General features: G+C 56.0%; 16 protein-coding genes. 3 read left to right on the forward strand and 13 right to left on the reverse strand.

Annotated elements, in window-relative coordinates:
• Positions 1 to 285: 285 nt before the first annotated feature.
• Positions 286 to 1,254: an AAA family ATPase gene (locus ACI1P1_RS11175; RefSeq protein ID WP_416216465.1), complete on the reverse strand. Its 969-nt coding sequence runs from the start codon at positions 1,252 to 1,254 to the stop codon at positions 286 to 288.
• 214 nt (positions 1,255 to 1,468) lie between these two features.
• Here ACI1P1_RS11175 and ACI1P1_RS11180 point away from each other — a divergent pair, with 214 nt between their 5' ends.
• From ACI1P1_RS11180 to ACI1P1_RS11190, 3 genes are all read left to right on the forward strand, one after another.
• Positions 1,469 to 3,847: a sensor histidine kinase gene (locus ACI1P1_RS11180; RefSeq protein WP_416216466.1), complete on the forward strand. Its 2,379-nt coding sequence runs from the start codon at positions 1,469 to 1,471 to the stop codon at positions 3,845 to 3,847.
• A 116-nt stretch (positions 3,848 to 3,963) separates the two neighbouring features.
• Positions 3,964 to 6,141 (forward strand): LTA synthase family protein, encoded by a 2,178-nt coding sequence (locus ACI1P1_RS11185; protein WP_416216467.1) that lies wholly within the window; start codon positions 3,964 to 3,966, stop codon positions 6,139 to 6,141.
• Positions 6,142 to 6,181: 40 nt separating this feature from the next.
• Positions 6,182 to 7,210 carry a CdaR family transcriptional regulator gene (locus ACI1P1_RS11190; RefSeq protein WP_416216468.1) on the forward strand — a complete coding sequence of 343 codons (1,029 nt, stop codon included), beginning with the start codon at positions 6,182 to 6,184 and terminating at the stop codon, positions 7,208 to 7,210.
• A 58-nt stretch (positions 7,211 to 7,268) separates the two neighbouring features.
• On the opposite strand, the gene ACI1P1_RS11195 is transcribed toward ACI1P1_RS11190, so the two are convergent.
• The 12 genes from ACI1P1_RS11195 to ACI1P1_RS11250 form a co-directional block, all read right to left on the reverse strand.
• Positions 7,269 to 8,405 (reverse strand): glycerate kinase family protein, encoded by a 1,137-nt coding sequence (locus tag ACI1P1_RS11195; RefSeq protein WP_416216469.1) that lies wholly within the window; start codon positions 8,403 to 8,405, stop codon positions 7,269 to 7,271.
• A gap of 18 nt (positions 8,406 to 8,423) precedes the next feature.
• A complete protein-coding gene (locus tag ACI1P1_RS11200) occupies positions 8,424 to 9,722 on the reverse strand; it encodes a GntP family permease (RefSeq protein WP_416216470.1) in 1,299 nt (432 codons plus the stop codon).
• Positions 9,723 to 9,911: 189 nt separating this feature from the next.
• The gene (locus ACI1P1_RS11205; protein WP_416216471.1) at positions 9,912 to 10,367 is read right to left on the reverse strand and encodes a hypothetical protein; all 456 of its coding nucleotides are present in this window, start codon (positions 10,365 to 10,367) and stop codon (positions 9,912 to 9,914) included.
• A gap of 19 nt (positions 10,368 to 10,386) precedes the next feature.
• On the reverse strand, positions 10,387 to 11,151 hold the full coding sequence (locus tag ACI1P1_RS11210) for a hypothetical protein (RefSeq protein WP_416216472.1): 765 nt from the start codon (positions 11,149 to 11,151) through the stop codon (positions 10,387 to 10,389).
• Between the two features lie 213 nt (positions 11,152 to 11,364).
• A complete protein-coding gene (locus ACI1P1_RS11215) occupies positions 11,365 to 12,693 on the reverse strand; it encodes an APC family permease (RefSeq protein ID WP_416216473.1) in 1,329 nt (442 codons plus the stop codon).
• A gap of 159 nt (positions 12,694 to 12,852) precedes the next feature.
• Entirely contained in the window at positions 12,853 to 14,025 is a 1,173-nt protein-coding gene (locus ACI1P1_RS11220) for a Ger(x)C family spore germination protein (RefSeq protein WP_416216474.1), read from the reverse strand.
• Complete coding sequence (locus ACI1P1_RS11225; RefSeq protein WP_416216475.1) at positions 14,022 to 15,599, reverse strand: spore germination protein; 1,578 nt, start codon at positions 15,597 to 15,599, stop codon at positions 14,022 to 14,024. Before ACI1P1_RS11225 ends, ACI1P1_RS11220 begins: the two co-directional genes overlap by 4 nt.
• Complete coding sequence (locus tag ACI1P1_RS11230) at positions 15,542 to 16,660, reverse strand: GerAB/ArcD/ProY family transporter (RefSeq protein WP_416216476.1); 1,119 nt, start codon at positions 16,658 to 16,660, stop codon at positions 15,542 to 15,544. Before ACI1P1_RS11230 ends, ACI1P1_RS11225 begins: the two co-directional genes overlap by 58 nt.
• Before the next feature lie 24 nt (positions 16,661 to 16,684).
• The gene (locus tag ACI1P1_RS11235; RefSeq protein WP_416216477.1) at positions 16,685 to 16,912 is read right to left on the reverse strand and encodes a hypothetical protein; all 228 of its coding nucleotides are present in this window, start codon (positions 16,910 to 16,912) and stop codon (positions 16,685 to 16,687) included.
• Between the two features lie 27 nt (positions 16,913 to 16,939).
• Positions 16,940 to 17,431, reverse strand: a complete 492-nt coding sequence (locus tag ACI1P1_RS11240) for a CBO0543 family protein (RefSeq protein ID WP_416216478.1) — start codon at positions 17,429 to 17,431, stop codon at positions 16,940 to 16,942.
• Positions 17,428 to 17,919, reverse strand: a complete 492-nt coding sequence (locus tag ACI1P1_RS11245) for a CBO0543 family protein (RefSeq protein ID WP_416216479.1) — start codon at positions 17,917 to 17,919, stop codon at positions 17,428 to 17,430. Before ACI1P1_RS11245 ends, ACI1P1_RS11240 begins: the two co-directional genes overlap by 4 nt.
• A gap of 94 nt (positions 17,920 to 18,013) precedes the next feature.
• Positions 18,014 to 18,913, reverse strand: a complete 900-nt coding sequence (locus ACI1P1_RS11250) for a helix-turn-helix transcriptional regulator (RefSeq protein WP_416216480.1) — start codon at positions 18,911 to 18,913, stop codon at positions 18,014 to 18,016.
• Positions 18,914 to 18,924 lie beyond the last annotated feature (11 nt).

Consider the following 18,924-nt stretch of genomic DNA (forward strand, 5'->3'; position numbering starts at 1 on the left):
ATTTTGGCGTCTAAGAGCTTCTCAGTTCCGTAAGAAATTCAAACGTCTCCATTTTTGCCGCTAAGGTGTCCTCAGTTCCGTTAGGCCCTGAAGCTTATACGCCATTGCCTCCAATGTAACGACACGAGGACAGCGTCCGCAGGTTCGGTCCATACAGCGCCCAAGGGGCGTGTTTGGATCAGTTGGTCCGTACAGCGCCCAGGGCGTGTTTGGATCAGTCGGTCCATACAGCGCCCAAGGGGCATGCTTGCATCAGCGGGCCCCGCAGAACTCCCCTGGGCCCAACTACCGCGCGCCCAGCTCCTCGGCGGATTCGGTGGGCACCGGGGTTTCGGCGAGAATCCGCCGGATCGCCGATTCCGCCACCCGCTCGAAGGGGTTGCCCCGGCGGGCCGGCAGCACCCGGTGGGCCCAGACAGGCACCGCCATAGCCTTCACATCATCCGGCGACACATAGTCTCTGCCGGCAAGCGCAGCCCGGGCCTGGACCACACGGAGCATGGCCAAGCAGCCCCGGGGGCTGACCCCCGAAAGCAGGTCCTTATCGCTGCGGGTCCTCTCCGCCAAGTCCAGAATATACCCGTATAAGTCGTCATGGACGGTAACCGCCGTGTAGCTCGCCTGGGCTGCACGGATCTGGGCCGCATCCGACACCGGGGTAAGGGATGCCAGCGGGTCCGCGCTCCGGAAGCGCCGGAGGATTTCGATCCCTTCCTCACGGCCGGGATACCCCATGCTGATCTTCAGCATAAACCGGTCCAGCTGTGCCTCGGGAAGGGGAAAGGTGCCCTGGTTCTCCAGAGGATTCTGGGTAGCCACCACCAGGAACGGCTGCTCCAAGGGATAGGTAACTCCGTCAATGGTCACCTGGCGCTCCTCCATACATTCCAGCAGTACCGACTGGGTGCGGGGAGTGGCCCGGTTGATTTCGTCTGCCAGCAGCAGATTCGTAAAAACCGGCCCCGGCCGGAACTGGAATTCCGAACGTTTCATATCAAAAAAGTTGATTCCGCTTACATCTGCCGGCAGCAAATCCGGAGTAAACTGGATGCGGCTGAAGCCGGTGTCCAGCGACCGGGCCAGCGCCTTGGCCAGCATGGTTTTGCCTGTTCCCGGCACATCCTCCAGCAGCACATGCCCCGACGCCAGCAGCGCCATCAGCAGCTGGTCGATAACCTCCTCCTTGCCTACAATCACCTTTTCCACATTGCGTTTGACCTGTTGGCCCCAATCCTGAATTTCCTGCAACCTCATGTTGCACTCCGCCTCCCTTGCATCTCACAATCTATTATCTTATCATACCACAGGAAGAAGGCAGGACGTGAGCCCTTCCGCCCAGAAATTACCTTTTCTCCATAAATCCGCTCCAGCATCGTCCATTCTTCCAAAAAAATCGACAGATTTTTGGCCTCCTTTTTCCAGGGGATGTATACTAATAAAAGAGGGAGTTATTGGACAAGGAGGCGATATGATGCATATGCTCCGCGGCTACAGGCGCGCAAGCTTTCTGCTGCTGGCTTTCCTGCCGGTGCTGGGTATGGCCTTTATCCGGGTTATGCCGGAGGGTGGGGCTTTGCTCGTCCAAAAGCCGGCCTACGGCATGATGCTTGCCGCTGCCGTGCTCCTGTCGGGCTGCCTGGGGGTAGCCGCAGGACGCTCTTACCTGATGGAGCTGGATGTTTCCCTGCGGTATTTTGCCCTGGCGTTTGCCGGCTTTGCGTTTATGGCCGCGTTCCAGGCGCTCCTGACCCCGGCAGCCGAAAGGGAAACCGCCCTTTTCCTGGGCATCGGCTCCTTGTCGCGGCTAATCCTATGTATCTACAGCTATTTGGGGCTGCGTTCCCAGCTGGCCAAACGGTCTCCGGAATTCCGCAAAAAACCGCTCTCCTGGTGGCACAAGCATTTTGCCGCATGGGCGTGCGCCATACTCCTGACCGGAGCCATAGCCGAAGCAGGCCTCCTCCATTCTTATGTCATTACCGTCATCGAGCTGCTCGCCCTGCTCACTGCTTTGGCGGCATCGGCCCATCTGCTTATGGTGCGCAGCTATTCCTCCTTGGGGCGGAATCATTTGTTTGCCCAGCTAATTTTGGCCCAGGCTTCTCTGATTGTTATCCTTGCGGCTCCCTGGAGCGCTCTCTGGTGGTTTGCCCATGGCGTTACCACCGCCGCTTTCCTGGTGCTGGGTTATGCGCTGATGCGTTCCTATGAAGAAACCCGCTCCATCGGACGGGTTTATAATGAAAATCTGCTGTATCCCGCCCTGCGGAGCGTCATGCGGACCACCCACGAGGGATTTGTCATGACGGATAACCTGGGCAGAATCAACTACGCTAACCCCCAGATGGAGGAATTCTTCCAGGAAAAACCGGCCCCCGGACAACTCATCGCCGCCTATCTGGCGAGACAGAACCTGAAAACCGCCACCCGGGAGGCCCTTTCTCCCGTCGTGGAAAGCCTGCTCTCCGGGGCGGCGGCCAGCATTGACCTCCATGTGGAGGCTCCCCGGGACGGAAGCGACCCGGTCTATTACGAATTCTACGCCTCCCCCGTGCTGGACGAGCTGAGCCGGGCCCGGATCGGCTACCTGTTCGTCTTCCACAACCGTTCGGAGGAGGTGCGCCTGAACCGGATGAAGGATGATTTCATCAGCATTGTCTCCCACGAGCTGCGCACCCCCATGTCCGCCATTCAGGGCTTTACCGAAATTTTGCTGGAACGGGAGGTTCCCCCGGAGAAAAGAGTCCGCTACCTGGAAACCGTCCACAATGAGGTGGTCCGGCTGTCGGCGCTGGTGGATGATTTCCTCGACATCCAGCGCATGGAGACGGGGCGGCTGGCCTACCACTTCGAGCCTCTGGATTTGGGCGGGCTGGTGGCGGAGGTCGCCGGGCAATGGCAGGGGACGGACAAACATACCCTGCGTCTCGACCTGCCTGCCCACGGGTTTTTCATCCGCGGGGACAGGGAACGGATCATCCAGGTGCTGCACAATCTGATCAGCAATGCGGTCAAATACTCCCCCGGCGCTGAGGCGGTGGATATTTCCTTGTCCTGCACCGACGGCCGCGCCGCTATCCGGGTGAAGGATTACGGGCTGGGCATTCCCGAGGAAAGCCTGACCCGCTTGTTCCAGAAGTTCTACCGGGTAGAGACAACCCGCCACCGCAAAATCCGCGGCACCGGGCTGGGGCTGTCCATTGTGCGGGAAATTGTGGATACCCACGGCGGGGAAATCCAAGTGGAATCCGTTTCCGGAAGCGGCTCCGAATTCTCCGTGCACCTGCCTGCTTATGAACCGCCGGAGCTGAAAGGGAGAATCGCCGTCCTGCAGGAGCCGGACGAGAAAAACCCGCTGCTCCTGGACACCGCCGCAGAGCGTGCCGGGGAACCCTTGCGGTTTGTCAGCCGGGAGGAGCTGTTGTTCGTGCTGGAGCAAACCCGCTCCCTGCCCAAGCTGTGGATCGCCGACATCCCCTTGGAGGAGCAGCGGGACGGCTGGAGTCTCCTGCGGATGCTGCTGGAGGAGAAGCGGTACCTGACAAGCCCGCTGCTCATGTCCGTAAGAGGAGGGACACCTAGCAACGGCTATGGACATGGCAACGGCTCCGGGGATGGGGGAGCCAACAGCCTCCCGGACCGCCACTCCTGCTTGGACCGCATGGCCCGGGAGCTGCTGCGGCGTCCTGAGGAGGGCCAGCTGCTGGCCGCCGCCTATGACGAGCAGGCTCTTCTCCAGCTGCTCCACCGCCAGGGCATCGAGATCGCCGGCATTGAGCGGAGCAGCGGCATCAGCACCTTTGCCATTTTCGCCCATCCCAAGGATTCAGAGGAGCCGGCTTCTTAGCACAAACCCATGTCCGCTTCCTGCCATCTCCTTGATGACGCGGCGCATCCGGAACGCTATAATGATGGAGAAGCGCCGGTGAACGCTTACACCAAGAGAATGGCGGGAAGAATGGCATGACTCATCCCCATAAGGCCCGATGGCTGGCCAAAAGCAGCAGCATGCTGAAAAATAGAGGCAAGGCGGTATTCCGCCAGGCCTGGTTCCGCTTTGTCCTGAAACGGGCAGCGCTTGTTGTACTCCCCTTCCTGCTGGTTTTCCTCACAGAAGCCTTAACCCGTCAAAGCTGGTATGCGGCCTTTGTCTGGATGGCTGACTATAACAATGAGTTTGTATTGAACTACTGGATCGCTTTTTGGGTCACCCTGGTAACAGCCGCACTCACAGGCCGCACCCGTGCCGCCTCCGTTTTGCTGCTTGCCGGGATAACGGTAACCGGCATATGGAGCGGCATCAGCATGAACCGCACCGGACTGCCTCTTTTGCCTTGGGTCATCATGCTTCCCGGAGGGGAGCCGGACCCGGTTGCCGGGCTCAATCCCCACCTCACTTCCGGGCTGCTTGCAGGAGTGGTTATTGCAGCCGCGGTACTGATGCTGGCCTTCCGGATCCCCGGAACGAGGCTGGGCCGGCGGGAACGGCTTTTGTACGCTGCTTCCGGCTTGCTTATTCTGGGCTCCGCTTATCTCAACAGCCCGCTTCCCTTTACGGACCATCTGCGCCTGCCCTGGATCCATTATGAGCAGGAGGCCAACTACAGCCGCAACGGCTTCTGGGCTTCGACCCTGGACAACCTCCATTTCGTAGCGCCGGTGCGGCCGGCCGGCTCCGCCAAAGGAGAGCTCCGCAGCCTGATCCGTTCATTGCCTGCTTCGCCCTCCTACGCAGAGCAAATCAGATCTCAACCCGAGAAGGCTTCCCATGAACACCCCAATGTGATCGTGCTGCTCTCCGAAAGCTTCTGGGACCCGACCTTGCTTCCGGAGGTGCGCTTCAGCGAGGACCCGATCCCCTTCTTCCACTCCATGATGGCCGAAACCACCGGTGGCTGGATGCTCAGCCCCCAGTTCAGCGGCACAACCGCCAACGTGGAATTTGAGGTGCTGACGGGCAATTCTGTCCGTTTTCTGCCCAAGGATGCCATCGCCTATATCAGCTATATGGGCCGGGGTGTGGATTCGCTGGCCGGCATCTATGCCCGGCAGGGTTATACCACCACGGCCATTAACCCGTACTTCAACTGGTTCTTCAACAGCCGCAACGTCTACCGCAATATGGGCTTCTCCCGGTTTATCAGCTGTGAGTTCTTCGAACCCCGCTTCCACGGGCCCAATTTCGAGGACAGCCAGGTGATGGACAAAATTATCGAAGCCATGGACAGCTCACCCGGTCCAGATTTCGTATTCGCCAACACCATGGAAAACCATGGCAGCTACGAAAACAAATTTTACTCCAACCCCATCTCCGTAAGTGGTCCGTTAAGCGCCAAGGCCAAGAACATCCTGGAGAATTACGCCACAGGCGCCCAAGCCTTCGACCAGGCCTTCCGGAAGCTGGTGGAGCATTACCGCAAGAGCGGGGAGCCGACGGTCATTCTCTCCTTCGGCGACCACCTGCCCGGTCTCGGTCCGGATTATCTGGCTTACCGGGAGGGGGGGTTCCTGCATAAGGAGGACTCGGATGCCCAGAAGATGGAGAAGCTGCATTATACCCCCTTCGTCATCTGGGATAATATGAAGCTCCAGCCTCGTGAGAGCCTGCGGATGAATGCCAGCTTCCTGGGCCCTTATCTGCTCCATTACGCCGGAAGCCCCGGCACTTATTACACCGATTACCTGTATGCCTTGTCCCAGAAACAGCCCATCATCCCCATCCGTCCTTATGCCCATGCTTACCCGGCGGACAACAAGGAGCTTGCGGATTACAAGCGGCTGCAATACGACATTCTCTTCGGCAGTCAGGAGGGTTACCGCCTTCAGGGCATCGCAGGTTCGGTTCCGGCGGCCAGGTTCGAGATGGGCTACGGCAGTCCCGCCCTGGCCAAAATCTTCCGGGACACCACCGGCAAGCTTGTGGTGGAGGGAGGACGGTTCAGCAGCGACTCGGAGGTATGTCTTGACGGCAAACCCCTCCATACGGTCTACGACAGCCCCCAAAGGCTGACCGTGTGGCCGGAGGACCTGCCTCCGGTCCTGGCCGGCGCCTGGAGCGTGCAGCTGGCGGACCGGAAGCATACAATTATCTCCAGATCCGGCGAGCTGGTCCTGTCCGCAGAGGAACTGGAGGCACATTGAAATCATGAAGCGTTAACCCTTCAGCAAAGGAGCTCCGGCTATGGTTGAATTGTCCCATCATCAAGCCCAAAACATTGTGGATCGTATGATGAAAGACATTCCGTACAATATCAACATTATGGATCACACCGGTACGATTATCGGCAGCGGAAACAAAAGCCGGATCGGCACGCTTCATCATGGGGCGGTGGAGGCCATCCGGCAGCGGAAGCCCGTGGATATTTACGAGGATGAAACCTATGTGAAGAAGGGCATCAATCTGCCCATTGAGCTGAACGGCCGGATTGTAGGTGTGGTGGGCATCAGCGGCGAGGTGGAGGAAACACGTCCGTTCGGGAATTTGCTGAAGTCCGCCGTGATCCTGCTGATTGAGCAGAGCATAACCCTGGAAAAGGAAAATGCCAAAATGAATCAAAAAAGACAATTTTTTGATCTCATTGCCGAGATGGACGTGGAATATACCAAACCCGTCATCGACCAGGCCCTGACCTATGGCCTCCACCTGTCCAAACCCTCCCAGGTGATGGTCGTGGAGTTTCCCCGGGAAACCTCCGAGGACCTTATCGACAGCTATCCCTGCTTCAAATTGTCCAACCATTCCCTATGTATCATCGTGCAGGACAACGACGGGATCGCCCGGCTGCAAAACCTTCTGCGTACCCAGCACCCGGCAGCATTCATGTCTGTTAGCAAAATGAATGACACGGTCTCCATGGGCTACGGGCAGGCCAAGGCCGCCATGCGTGTGCTCAAGGGTGTCTTTTATAACGAAACCGTCATCTTCTATGCCCAGTGTGAATTCATTGCCGATATGGCCAAACCGCCCAAGCCGGGAGACGCCATCCAGCAGATCACCGACTTCCTGCACATGGACGGAGAATTGATTAAGACCCTCCAGATATATATCAACTGCAACCTGAACGCCAACGAAACAGCCAATCAGCTGATCATCCACCGCAACACCTTAAATTACCGCCTGGCCAAAATCCACAAGCTGACCGGCAAGGACCCCAAGAATATTCTGGAGCTGGTGGAATTGGTATTTGCGCTTATCGCCCGGGTGAAATAAACCTAAACCCGCTTACGAAAAAAAGGATGCCCCCGCTGCACCGGGGACATCCTTTTATTTATTTCAACAATCGGGCGACACTCTCCGCCGTACGGGCCACATTGGCCTTGCCTTGGGCCAGCAGGGTTTCCAGCTCCGCCGCTCCCGGCACGATGCCGAAGATGGCGTCGAAGCCTTCCTCATACAGCACCTCGATGTCCTGTCCGATATAACCGGCCAAGGCAATTACCTTCATGCTGCTGTCAACTTTTTTGGCCGCTTGAGCCACACCGAAGGGAGCCTTGCCGAACTTGGTTTGGAAATCGATCCCGCCTTCGCCGGTGATGCAATAATCCGCTCCATGGAGCTTTTCCTTCAATTGGGTATACTCAATCACAATATCGATACCCTTGCGCATGTTGGAATTGGTGAAGGCCAATAAACCTGCCCCAAGACCGCCTGCACCGCCTGCACCGGGCACATCGATGATTTCAATGCCCAGCTGTGCCTTGACCACCTCACCGTAATGGCGCAGGTTTTGGTCCAGCGTTTGCACCATTTCCGGGGTTGCTCCCTTCTGCGGGCCGAATACAACGGAGGCTCCGCGTTCGCCGCACAGCGGATTGGTCACATCCGATGCCACCAGAATATGGATGTTCTTGATCTGCGGAATAACACCGCTGGTATCAATTTTGTCCAGAGCGCCCAGGAACCCGCCCCCGAAGGGCAGCTCCCGGCCGGCCTTGTCCAGGAACCTGTAGCCCAAGGCTCTCGCCATGCCTGTCCCGCCGTCATTGGTGGCACTTCCGCCAATTCCCAGGATGATCTCGGTAATACCCTTCTCGATACAGTCCCGGATCAGCTCCCCCGTTCCATAGGTGGTGGTAATCATGGGGTTTTTGGTTTCCTTGGTCACATGATGGATGCCGCTGGCCGAAGCCATTTCAATGACGCCGGTTTTCCCGTCGCCCAGAATGCCATAGCGGGCAAGCACCGGATTACCCAGAGGACCGGTGACCTCCTTTTCAATCAGGGTGCCGCCGGTGGCGTCCACCAGGGACTGGACAGTGCCTTCGCCGCCGTCCGCCATGGGCACATGAATACAGGTTGCGTCGGGAATGGCCCGTTTAATGCCTATTTCCATGGCTTCGCAGACTTCCTTGGCCGTCATGCTTTCCTTGAATGAATCCGGAGCCAAAACAAATGTTTTTTTCATGATGTTTACTCCAATCTTTTAAAGGATAAATCCGTACAGAATGACGGCCACGATGGTCATGGTCAAACCGACCATGCTTTCGTACATAACCACCTTCATTCTGTCCTTCATGCTCATGCCCATTGCATTACGGGTAACATGGAAGTAGGTTCCATGGGGCAGATGGTCGATGACGGTTGCGCCGGCATGGGTCATCACCGCTGCGGACAACGGGGCTACGCCGGTGTTCAGAATGGCATTGGAGAAGGAGCCGGTGGCCAGAATAACGCCGGTGGACGTGGAGGCCGTTGCGGCTGCCATCAGAATACCTGCAATGGGAGCCAGGAAGGTTCCCGAAAGTCCGGAGGCTTCTACAAGGGACACAACCTGGGAGGGCAGGCTGGAGGCTGTAATCAGTCCGCCGATGGCGCCTGCGCCGATAATGATCAGAATGGTGGGAGTCATCCGGTTAAGACCGGAGCTGCAATACTCCAGAATTTTCTTGCGTTTGCCCAATGCCAATGAGCCCACAATCCCCGCAAAAGGCAGGATATACAGGGAATCAATCTTAAGCTTTGCCAGCGCATCCAGACCCAGCATGGAGCCGACAGGGCTGATCATCAGGAGCACAATGGCGATAGCCGGTGTAACCAGCGATTTTGCCAAAGACGGGAGATTGGTAGTGCTGACCTTCTCCAGCTCGGCCGCTTCTTCGTCGGTTACCTTGGTGCCTTTATACTTAATCATGGAAGCAATGATAACCGCTACGATCACACCGCAGATAGCCGGAATCAAACCGCCCAGCATCACCTGGTTCACATCAAGCTTGTAGCCGCCCGCCGCCGCAATGGTATTGGGGTTCGGGGAGATAATGTTGCCAGCCTTGCCGCCGCCGGACAAAGCTACCAGCAGGGCTACCTTGGAGTAACCCATCTTGTTGCCTACAGACAAGGCAATAGGGGCCACAATCAGCACAGCTACGGGAATAAACACGCCTACAGCAGTAATAATCATCGTAGCCAGGGCCAGCGAGAGCATGGCTTTGGTGCCGCCCAGCTTGTCTACAATGGTCTTCGCAATGGCTTCGGCCGCCCCCGATTCCATCATAACCCCTGCAAAAACACCGGCGGCGATAATGCGGACAACGGTCCCCATTACGCTTTGTGTACCGGAGATCACAATGCTGACCGCTTGGGCAAAATCGGCTCCGCCGATAAATGCGCCTACAATCGCACCCAGAATTAATGAATACGTGGGAGCCAGTTTGAAGAGAATTAAAAGGATGGCCAGCAGGAGTCCGATCAAAGCCCCGACCCAACTAATAACCAATGGTGTCATGTCAAATCCTCCTTGTTAGTCGTGTAATCAATATTTCCCTACTATTCCTGGAATCTCATAATTAATCCGTTTATTCTCTCTCGTGGGTGCCCCCTTTATTCAAACCGTCTTTCTGAATACGTTTTCATTATAAAAAGATCATCAACTTTAAACAATTGATGATCCACTGAATTTTATTGTGCAAATGCACTATCCCTCTTCTGCCACATTGCCCACGGACAAGGCTCCATGCTGCCACAATACGCTGCGGAGCCGGTTTGTATCCTCCGGCCTGCAGCGGATGATGACCATTGCTTCCGGATGACGGCCGGGAGTCATTCTCCGCCAGAGCCGGTATTGGAAGAGCGCGCAGAGCCCAAACCCCAGGAGGAAACCGGATATTGCTGTAATCAACCCCCAAATCAAGGGGCCCCACTCCCGTATAAACCCCTGGCTGATCCCCACTACCGCACTGGCTGTCCCCAACGCCATTCCCGTTTCGAAGGAGGTTTGGACCCAATCGGATTTCCAGCCTGTCCCATCCCCTTCAGGTCCGGTGTGTAAGGGCACTACCATGATGCCGCGCCGCTCCACCCCGTCTTTCTCCAGGACCAGAAGCGCTTCCTCCAGTTCCAGAGACAGGTGAAAGGCTGCCATAATCAGCACTCGCCACTCCCCCTCGTCTTCAGCGCAGGAAGATCCGGACATCCGTATCCCCGTACCGCTCCTGCAAGTATTGGCGCTGCTCCATACGCAGCAAATTATTGCGTTCCCCCGCCGTTTCGAAGGCATGGTAGGCCGCCCCTCCCGCCACCGAAGGCATAAACAGCAGCCAGTGGCATCTCAGGACCTCAAGAGAGCCCGGCAAATCCCCCAATAGCAAACGGTGCAGGGAAACCGGTACAAAGGACAGACTGGAATAAACGCCCCACCAGAATACCGCATAAAGCGCCAGGCCGATCCGCTGGTTATAAAACTGTCCCATTCCCGGAAAAAACAGCGACATCAGCGCGGCGGAAAGCCTGCTCCGTCTGTCGAGAACCTGAATCTCCCTGGCATACATTGACCCGGGAGATATTCTCGCATTCTCCAGCACCGCCATCCGGTAAGTCTTGTTCAAGGTTTTGGCATTGACGTAGCTGTCCCAAATGGAAAGCATATAAATCAGCATGTATGCGACAGCCCAGCGCATCTCCAGAATATCCTTCGCCATCTGGAAACGTCCGGTGTACGAATACATCAACGCCTGGTTAATATGGGCCAGGGTGTTCAATATCACCTCAGCCAGGGTCAGCAGGACGCCCCGTATATATTGATTGATAAACAGATGTCCGAAGCCGGGGAAAGCGGCCGACCACCAGACAACCATCAGCGGGTTTTTGTATTTGAGGTACGTGACCCCACCCGGGCTAATGACGGACATAATTCTGCGAGGCGAAGAGCTATTCATGATGTATCCATCCCCAACCCTTTTTACCATCCATATTTTCCAACATTTGTAGTATGCCTCATTTTGAATAGACCGATACATCTAGCCCGTGTTTGCAAATACGGCCTAGCCCAGCCCGAAACAAAAAGACCGGAGGGTTTCCCTCCGGTCTAACCTGTGTACGACTATTAAGAGACTGCGCCGAAATAAGTACCGCGAATTTCCTCGCAGCTCCTAAGACGAAACCGGCAGTTTGTTTTCCTTGTTGCGGCGGTTCATCACCACATACAGGGGAAGCCCCAGCAGGGTGATGAGAATGGCCCACAGGCAATCATAGAACTGGTTGAACAAGGTGCTGCCCACCACGAACAGGGACCCGCCGATGGCCACCAGCGGAATAACAGGATACAGCGGAACACTGTACACCCGCTTCATTCCCGGATGGCGCCTGCGCAGGATGAAGATGGCGATAAACGCCAGAATATAAAAGATGTAGATGGCGAAAATAGCCATTTCGGACAGATAGTCCGGGTTGGTCAGGGTCATCATCACAATGGCGATGACTACCTGCAGCAGGGTTGCGCCTACAGGTGTGCCCAGCTTGGGATGCACCTTGGCGAAAACCCGGGAGAACGGCAGCTGCCCCCGCTCCGCCATTGCGAAGGTTACCCGCGGGAACGCCAATATCTTGCCGTTCAGACAGCCAAAAATGGAGATCAGAATGCCGATGCTGATCACCTTGCTGCCCAGTCCGCCCATGACCTGCTGGGCTACCGTACTGGCGGCGTTCTCCCCCAGCAAGGCAATCTGCGAGGCGGGCAGCACATGCAGCATGGCCAGGTTGACCAGTACATAGGCCACCATAACAATGGTCAATCCGCCTACGATGGCGATGGGCAGATGTTTGCCCGGATTTTTCATTTCCCCAGCCACATTGCCTACCAGCATCCAGCCGTCATAGGCCCACAGGGTGGCCAGAATGGCCGCTCCCATCCCCATCTGCTCGGCAATGCCGCTTTCCGCTCCCCAGATGGCAGCATCTCCCTTGATCAATCCAAGGACTGCAATCAGCACAATCGGCACAAACTTGGCTACGGTTGAAGCCGTTTGCACAAAACCCCCGTAGCGGGTCCCCAGGCTGTTCACCGTAAACAGGAAGAGTACAGCCGCCACACCCAGCCAAGGCTTCAGCGAAGCGTCCCAATGGAAGAAATTCGCCAGAAGGGAACCAAAATACAGACCCAACGCACCCATGATGGCCGGTCCGTAAATAATGGTCTGCATCCAGCCGGATAAAAATCCCCATACCTTGCCGTACACTTCCTCCAAATACACAACCAGTCCGCCCGTTCTCGGGAATTGAACGCTGATCTCCGCCATCGTCAATCCGCCCGCGATGCTGAGAAGGCCGCCCAGGATCCAGGCCAGCATAGCCAGATTGGAATCCCCCGCGTATTCAATAACCCGGCCCGGCTTCATAAAGATGCCCGAGCCGATAACCGTACCCATCACCAGCGAGATGGCTACCGAAATGCCGATTTGCTTCTGCAATTGTCCGCTCATGCGAATGTTAGTCCCCCATGTCCTCCAGCAGTGTACATCCGTCCTCCATTATAACGGACGGCATCCTCCGCCAACAGGGGCAATCTTGACAAATCGGTTAATTAACCACTATCTAATAAATAATCTTTTCCCCGTCTGGAAGGCCCTTTTAAGCCGTTGTCATTCGGAGATGGAATCCGTATTCAAGCCCACCCGTTTGATCCGGACATGGGTCTCCACAGTGACCTCCGCCCTTGCAAAATAGGTGTTCCATTCCTCCCGGATCGGCTTGAGAAACTTCGGCTGCTGGCGGTACATATGATTGCCGAAGCCGAAAATATCGGTCTTGTAGGTCTCTTGGGCTTTTTTCAGCGTCTGCCGGATATCCGACTCAATGGTTTCCTCCGCTAAGCGGGCATATTTTTCCAATTCCATGGTAGTGAGCGCATCGGGGGATTCGGTCATCTCCAGGAAGCTGTCCATCCGGATGGTGACATGGAAGCGGGGAGTGTTCCCTTCATGGGAGGCCTTGACCTCCGTTTTGGATTTGATGATCCGGATCGTAAAGTCCCTGCCTCCCCCGAGGGGGGCGGTGACCGACGTGTTGCGCAGCCCTCCCTTCAGCCACAGGTAGCTGCGGGTATCCTTGATGTCCATAAATCCCAGCAGCTTCATATCCTGTATAACGGCAAGGCCGGAAATGATGGCATTGGACGGAGGCATGGAGTTCTCGATATTCTCCCTCCCGTTTTCCGGATTGCCGGTTACCTGAACCCCTACGATAACGGCGCCTTTCCCGGGACTCATACGGGCGTTCAACAAATCGCTCAGCCGGATGTCCGGATCGGACCCCCATTCCCTCACCGCGATCTGCAGCTGTTTGTTGAGTTTGCCTGTGGCGTATTTTTCCGTAGGGTTGGTGATCTTGAGGGCCTCCTCCGCCTTTTTGCCCCGGACCACCACTACATTAAAGTTATCCCGGGTCTCCCGCCCCCGCTCCAAATAATCGAAAAACTGAACCTCTCCCTCCCGGAGGATGGTTTCACTGATGGCCAGCAGCTGCATGTGGGAATAGATCAGCTCCCGGCCCAGTCCAACATTCATTTTGCGCGACAGATCCGCCACCGTATTGCCCTGCATGGAATACAGCTGGGAGGGGGCTACCCGTCCTCCTGTGGTTTTGTCGTATTCACTGGGAACGATACATTCCACTGTGAGCTTGTATTTGTAGGGAGGGCTTCCCTTGTCCACCGCCATGCCCACCACAAAAAATACGTCGGACAGCTCCGTATAATCCCAGCACCCGGACACGGATACGGCCAGAAGCACCACCATCAGCCACTTCCGGATCATGGTCGCTGTCCCCCCTTTTTCTTTTTGGGCGGAGAAGGATTATGGGCATCAGGCTGCTTTACAGGTGAGGGAGATTGCAGATAAGCCGGCCGCTTCTTCAGGAGCCACAAGGGGAAGCGCAGCAATATATCCTCATGATCCTTGATATTCAGCGGGCCGAAGGGTGCTGTATAAGGGACTCCGAAAGAGCGGATGGAGCACATATGCCCGATCATGACCATCATCCCCATCATGACCCCATAGAAGCCGGCCAACGCTCCCAGAGTAAGCAGGCCGAACCGCAAGAGCCGCGAGGAAACCGATAAATTATAAATCGGGGATACGAAGCTGGAAATGGCGGTTAAAGCCACAATAATGACCATGATGTTGGAGACAATACCTGCTTCTACCGCCGCCGTGCCGATGACAAGACCGCCTACAATGGAGACGGTAGGGCCCACAGCCCGCGGCATACGCACCCCCGCCTCCCGAAGAATTTCGAAGGTGATCTCCATCAGCATCGCTTCCACAAAAACCGGGAAGGGCAGATTTTCCCGCTGGGAGCTTATGGTGAACAGCAATTCCGTCGGAATCAGCTCCATGTGATAGGTAATGGCCGAAATGTAAATGGCCGGAAACAAAAGGGCGATCAGAAATGACAAATACCGGATAAAGCGGACAAAGGTGCTGATCAAAAAGGGCTGGTAATAATCCTCCGACGACTGGAAGAAATCGCTGAATACCGTGGGGATGGTCAGCACAAAGGGACTGCCGTCCACCAAAATGGCCGCTTTGCCGCTGACCAGATGGCCGCATACGCCGTCAGGCCGTTCCGTCGTATAGATTAGAGGAAACGGAGTCAGGGTTTTGTCGACAATGTAGTCCTCCAGCATTCCCGAATCGAATAAGGCGTTGGGCTTGGCCTTTGCCAGCCGTTTACGCGCTTCCTCCAGGATTCCGGGATTCACGATTCCCTGGATAAAAGCCAGATAGACGGTAGTGGAGGTATCGCTGCCCAGCACAAATTTTTCGAAGCACAGGCCCGGATGGGTTATTCTTCTGCGCACCAGCCCGAGATTAATATCGATGGATTCGGTGAACCCTTCCTTGGGTCCCTTGATAATGGTCTGGGTGCTGGGCTCCTCCACCTGACGGTACGTGTTGCTGTTGACCACTCCGATGCAGATGCCGCCCTCCAGTCCGTCGATAAGCAGGATAGCCTTGCCCCGCAGGCATTCATCAATAAGCCTGGACTGGTCCCGTTCCACCGCACAGCCGGCTCCGGGCATGGCCCGGTTGCACAGCTCCTCCAGAGTAAGGTTGTCTTGAAGCTCTTCTTTCTGCTGGAAAAAGTTATCCATAGCGTGCTGCAGCTTGTCCGACAGCACCGCCTGATCGGCCATGGAGGCAAACCATAACACGGCGCATTCCTTGTTTCCCAACCGGAACTGGTTGATCCGGAAATCGGCCGATTGAACAAAGGTGTTCCGGTACTTATTCAGGCGTTCATTCCATATTGCCGCTGCATCCACATTCGTCATCCTTTCCCGGAAGCTTTCGGGCGCCTGCTGCGCTTCCACAGGGTCAGCAGCCATAGTCCCCCGGGCAGCACCAGCTGAAAGGGGATATGGAGATAGTAGGGCACAACCTCCAGCCCCTCCGCTATATGCTCCATATAGTCACTGGCCAGCAGAAGCGAGGTCAAGGCCACCAGAACCGCCACAGGCACGGAAAAATAACGGTAGCCCACACCCGTTATATATTCAGCACCCTTCAATCCGGCATAAAACAGGGCGGCCACCTTCACAAAAAGCCCCAAGAGCATCAGAAACACCACCACACCGTCCAAACGTTCGAAGAGAAACCCCACATCGATGGAGCGGTTTACACTCAGCAAGGGAAACACCGTCCGTTTAACGCGCTCAGGGGTCAGAACGGTTACCTGCAGAACGGACACAAAAGCCAGCACGCTGCCGCTGATCAGTAGCCCTGTCCACATAAATTTGCGCAGCTTTGCCTGTCCGGCGGTTTGGCTCATGAGAATCGTCAGGGCGATGCTTTCTCCAAAGGGAAATGTGAGTATTTTGGGGTAGGCCTCCGTCAGCACAGGCCTCCAGCCTTCGGCAAGAACCGGCTGCAGGTAGCTGAAATGAATCGACCTGTTGATGACGAGGAGCACCAGCATCAAAAGAAAAAACAGCATAAAATAAGGGATGATCATCTCGGTGGTACGTGCAAAAACCTCCACTCCCAGGTAGAGGATATAGGCAATAACCAGGATGAAGGAAAAGGAAATGAACTCATTGGGGGAGGCCGGATAAACCGCTGTATCCAAAAGCTCGATAAGATCCCTCATGACCACTGCCGCCATATACAAAAAATAACCGATGTAGCACACCCCGACGGGAACGGCTCCCCATTTGGTCAAAAACTCCTCATACAGCAGGTACAAATTCTTCCCGTTCCCGTAGCGTACCAGCGACAGGTACATGGTGATCAGCAGGAAAGCCCCCGCCAGTGCGCATAATACCGCAAGCCATGCATCCTGCCCCGCCGCCGGGGCCACTCCGACCAGTACGGAGGAGCCGATTTCGAAGGTGATGAGGATAAGGAACATCTGGGTCAAGGAAATTTGTTCAACCGATGTATCCTGCATGAAATCCCCTCCCCCAATGCACGGCTAAGACTGCTTGCTCCGTTTGGCCTTCCAGAACCGGTAATCCGTAACCCCTCCCCACAAGAGGCCAAACATCCAAAAGAACAAATAATAGATAATGTTCATATTTTCATTTTTGCTGAAGACGCTTAACAGCTCCAGCTGGATGCTTTGCTTGCGCAGCAGCATGTCAACCAGGGCAATAAGCGCCGCCAAGGTAAAGCTCAAGATGAAATACATTACGGTAACCATGCCGCCACTTCCCACTTTCGTATTGGTTTACCTTTTCCCCGATACAGACACTCTATGCGGGCCAAAAAACCAAACAAAGAAAAGTCTGGATACCGCCAACGTCAGGCCGACGCTGATGGTGGTCCAATACCATTTCCAGCCCGTGTATCTCACCAGATCGGTATAGGCCTCGATCAGCAACTCGGGTATGGTGATGCCGAAGGCAAACAATGCGGTCCAGCCCAGTTTGGCTCTGGCGGAGCCTTTTTCCGGGTAAAAAAAATTATAATAAACGGCTACAACCGGATAGCATAAATATTCGAACAAAAAGCTGGTGCTGCTGGACTTGGCCAGCTCCCGCACCGGGTAGATGAGCCAGCCGGCCTCCACGGCGATCAGCCCCAGAAACCAGGCCAGCATGTTCTGAAACAGGAAAACAGCATGGGCCTCTCTCCGCCTATGGGCGGGAACGGCAGCAAACCCTGCGATGCCAATCAGGTAAACCACTCCCAGAAACCCGTACTGCAGGCTAACGCTCATGCCCCGCCCCCTCCTCCGTTCCGCTTGAGCCCCCGAAAGTACCAGGCGGCATATATGCGGGTGACGTTAAACGCCAAAAACATAATCAGAAAGCTCAGCAGCCAGTTGAACTTCACATGGTCAATCAGTTGGGTGTAACTCCGCACCAGCTGCATCAGGCCTGACAAACCGCCTACTGCCGCAAGCTGGTAAGCGGTTTGTTTCCATTTGGAGGCATGTAACGGATAATAAAGGTTCGCCAGCATAGAGATCACAGGATAAAACAAATAGTTGAACGTAAAATTGGACCGGGTGGCAACCGGGAATTCCCGGACCGGATGCGTCATGAAGTCCAGCTCCACCAGAAGCAGGCCGGCAGGCCAGGTAATCACCTGTGCAGACAGAAACAGGATGCAGGCTTCCTTCACTCTGTTCCGGGGAACCAGAAGGATGAAGATGGCGAAGCTGATCAGCCAGGCGGCAGTAAGAACTCCTCTTTCCAGCGTCATCTGCTGGTTATCCCCCCTCCTGCAGGCATGCCATGCTTTCTTAGTGTGCATTATTTGGTACAGGTTATAACCGGAAATTTGTAATTTTTTAGGTTTACATCGGCTTCGGGATGTTGCCCGTCAGGGCATACTGCTTCGGCGTTGTGCCATACGTGCGCTTGAACATCCGGATAAAGTGGCTGGTGTCCATGCCGAGCATCTCCGCGACCCCGTCCACTGTAATGCCGGGATAGTCCTTAAATAGCTGCAAGGAGCGGCTCATGCGCAGCTGCAGCATGTATTGCTGGGGCGTCATGCCGTATGCCGCGACGAACAGGCGGTGGAAATGCTGAACCGAATATCCGGCCGCCTTGGCTGCGCCCGACACCAGCAGCCGCTCGGTGGAATGGTCATGTATCCATTGCACGGCTGCCTGCAAGGCGGAATGGGGCGTATCCGACGGCGGGGGCTTTGGGGACGGCTTTCCGGCCGAATATTGCCCCTCCATCCAGGCCAGCAGCAGATCGTACAACCGCCTTGAAGCGTCGTAAGCATGTCCTCCGCCCTGCCGGATCGTGTGCCAGATCCCTTCCAGCTTCAGCCATAGCTCTTCGAAGTTGGCCATGCGGATGGCCACCGGTTCCGGTTTGCACGGCAGCGGCATCGTCCCGCCGGCCGACATTTCACCGATGCCCAGCTGCGTGAGCAATCCGTCGGACACGCTGCCGCCAAAAGCGATAAACCCCACATCCCAGGTATTCTCCGACGTCTGCGGACGATAAGCATGCCGCATATGCGCGGGCATCAGCAGCGCCATACCCGCCGACAGCCCGTACTCGCGACCGTCGGCGATGCGGAAGCTCCCCTGGCCTCTGCGGGTCAGAAACAACTGATGTGCAGGGTAGCCGGCACTCAGCCTGTCGATCCCCGTCTGCTCATGGCTGCCAACGCAGCGGACGTACAAGGGCAGGCGCTGCTCCAAATTAGCGTTGTCGACGAACAAGAATGGCATCATCGGTTGGACAC

The sequence above is a fragment of the Paenibacillus mesotrionivorans genome (assembly GCF_046098205.1).
Taxonomy (GTDB): domain Bacteria; phylum Bacillota; class Bacilli; order Paenibacillales; family NBRC-103111; genus Paenibacillus_AR; species Paenibacillus_AR mesotrionivorans.

Bases quoted from the DNA above. Each gene is read 5' to 3' on its own strand.
- ACI1P1_RS11175 (WP_416216465.1), bottom strand. From the start codon at position 1,254: ATGAGGTTGCAGGAAATTCAGGATTGGGGCCAACAGGTCAAACGCAAT.
- ACI1P1_RS11180 (WP_416216466.1), top strand. From the start codon at position 1,469: ATGATGCATATGCTCCGCGGCTACAGGCGCGCAAGCTTTCTGCTGCTG.
- ACI1P1_RS11185 (WP_416216467.1), top strand. From the start codon at position 3,964: ATGACTCATCCCCATAAGGCCCGATGGCTGGCCAAAAGCAGCAGCATG.
- ACI1P1_RS11190 (WP_416216468.1), top strand. From the start codon at position 6,182: ATGGTTGAATTGTCCCATCATCAAGCCCAAAACATTGTGGATCGTATG.
- ACI1P1_RS11195 (WP_416216469.1), bottom strand. From the start codon at position 8,405: ATGAAAAAAACATTTGTTTTGGCTCCGGATTCATTCAAGGAAAGCATG.
- ACI1P1_RS11200 (WP_416216470.1), bottom strand. From the start codon at position 9,722: ATGACACCATTGGTTATTAGTTGGGTCGGGGCTTTGATCGGACTCCTG.
- ACI1P1_RS11210 (WP_416216472.1), bottom strand. From the start codon at position 11,151: ATGAATAGCTCTTCGCCTCGCAGAATTATGTCCGTCATTAGCCCGGGT.
- ACI1P1_RS11215 (WP_416216473.1), bottom strand. From the start codon at position 12,693: ATGAGCGGACAATTGCAGAAGCAAATCGGCATTTCGGTAGCCATCTCG.
- ACI1P1_RS11220 (WP_416216474.1), bottom strand. From the start codon at position 14,025: ATGATCCGGAAGTGGCTGATGGTGGTGCTTCTGGCCGTATCCGTGTCC.
- ACI1P1_RS11225 (WP_416216475.1), bottom strand. From the start codon at position 15,599: ATGGCTGCTGACCCTGTGGAAGCGCAGCAGGCGCCCGAAAGCTTCCGG.
- ACI1P1_RS11230 (WP_416216476.1), bottom strand. From the start codon at position 16,660: ATGCAGGATACATCGGTTGAACAAATTTCCTTGACCCAGATGTTCCTT.
- ACI1P1_RS11235 (WP_416216477.1), bottom strand. From the start codon at position 16,912: ATGGTTACCGTAATGTATTTCATCTTGAGCTTTACCTTGGCGGCGCTT.
- ACI1P1_RS11240 (WP_416216478.1), bottom strand. From the start codon at position 17,431: ATGAGCGTTAGCCTGCAGTACGGGTTTCTGGGAGTGGTTTACCTGATT.
- ACI1P1_RS11245 (WP_416216479.1), bottom strand. From the start codon at position 17,919: ATGACGCTGGAAAGAGGAGTTCTTACTGCCGCCTGGCTGATCAGCTTC.
- ACI1P1_RS11250 (WP_416216480.1), bottom strand. From the start codon at position 18,913: ATGATGCCATTCTTGTTCGTCGACAACGCTAATTTGGAGCAGCGCCTG.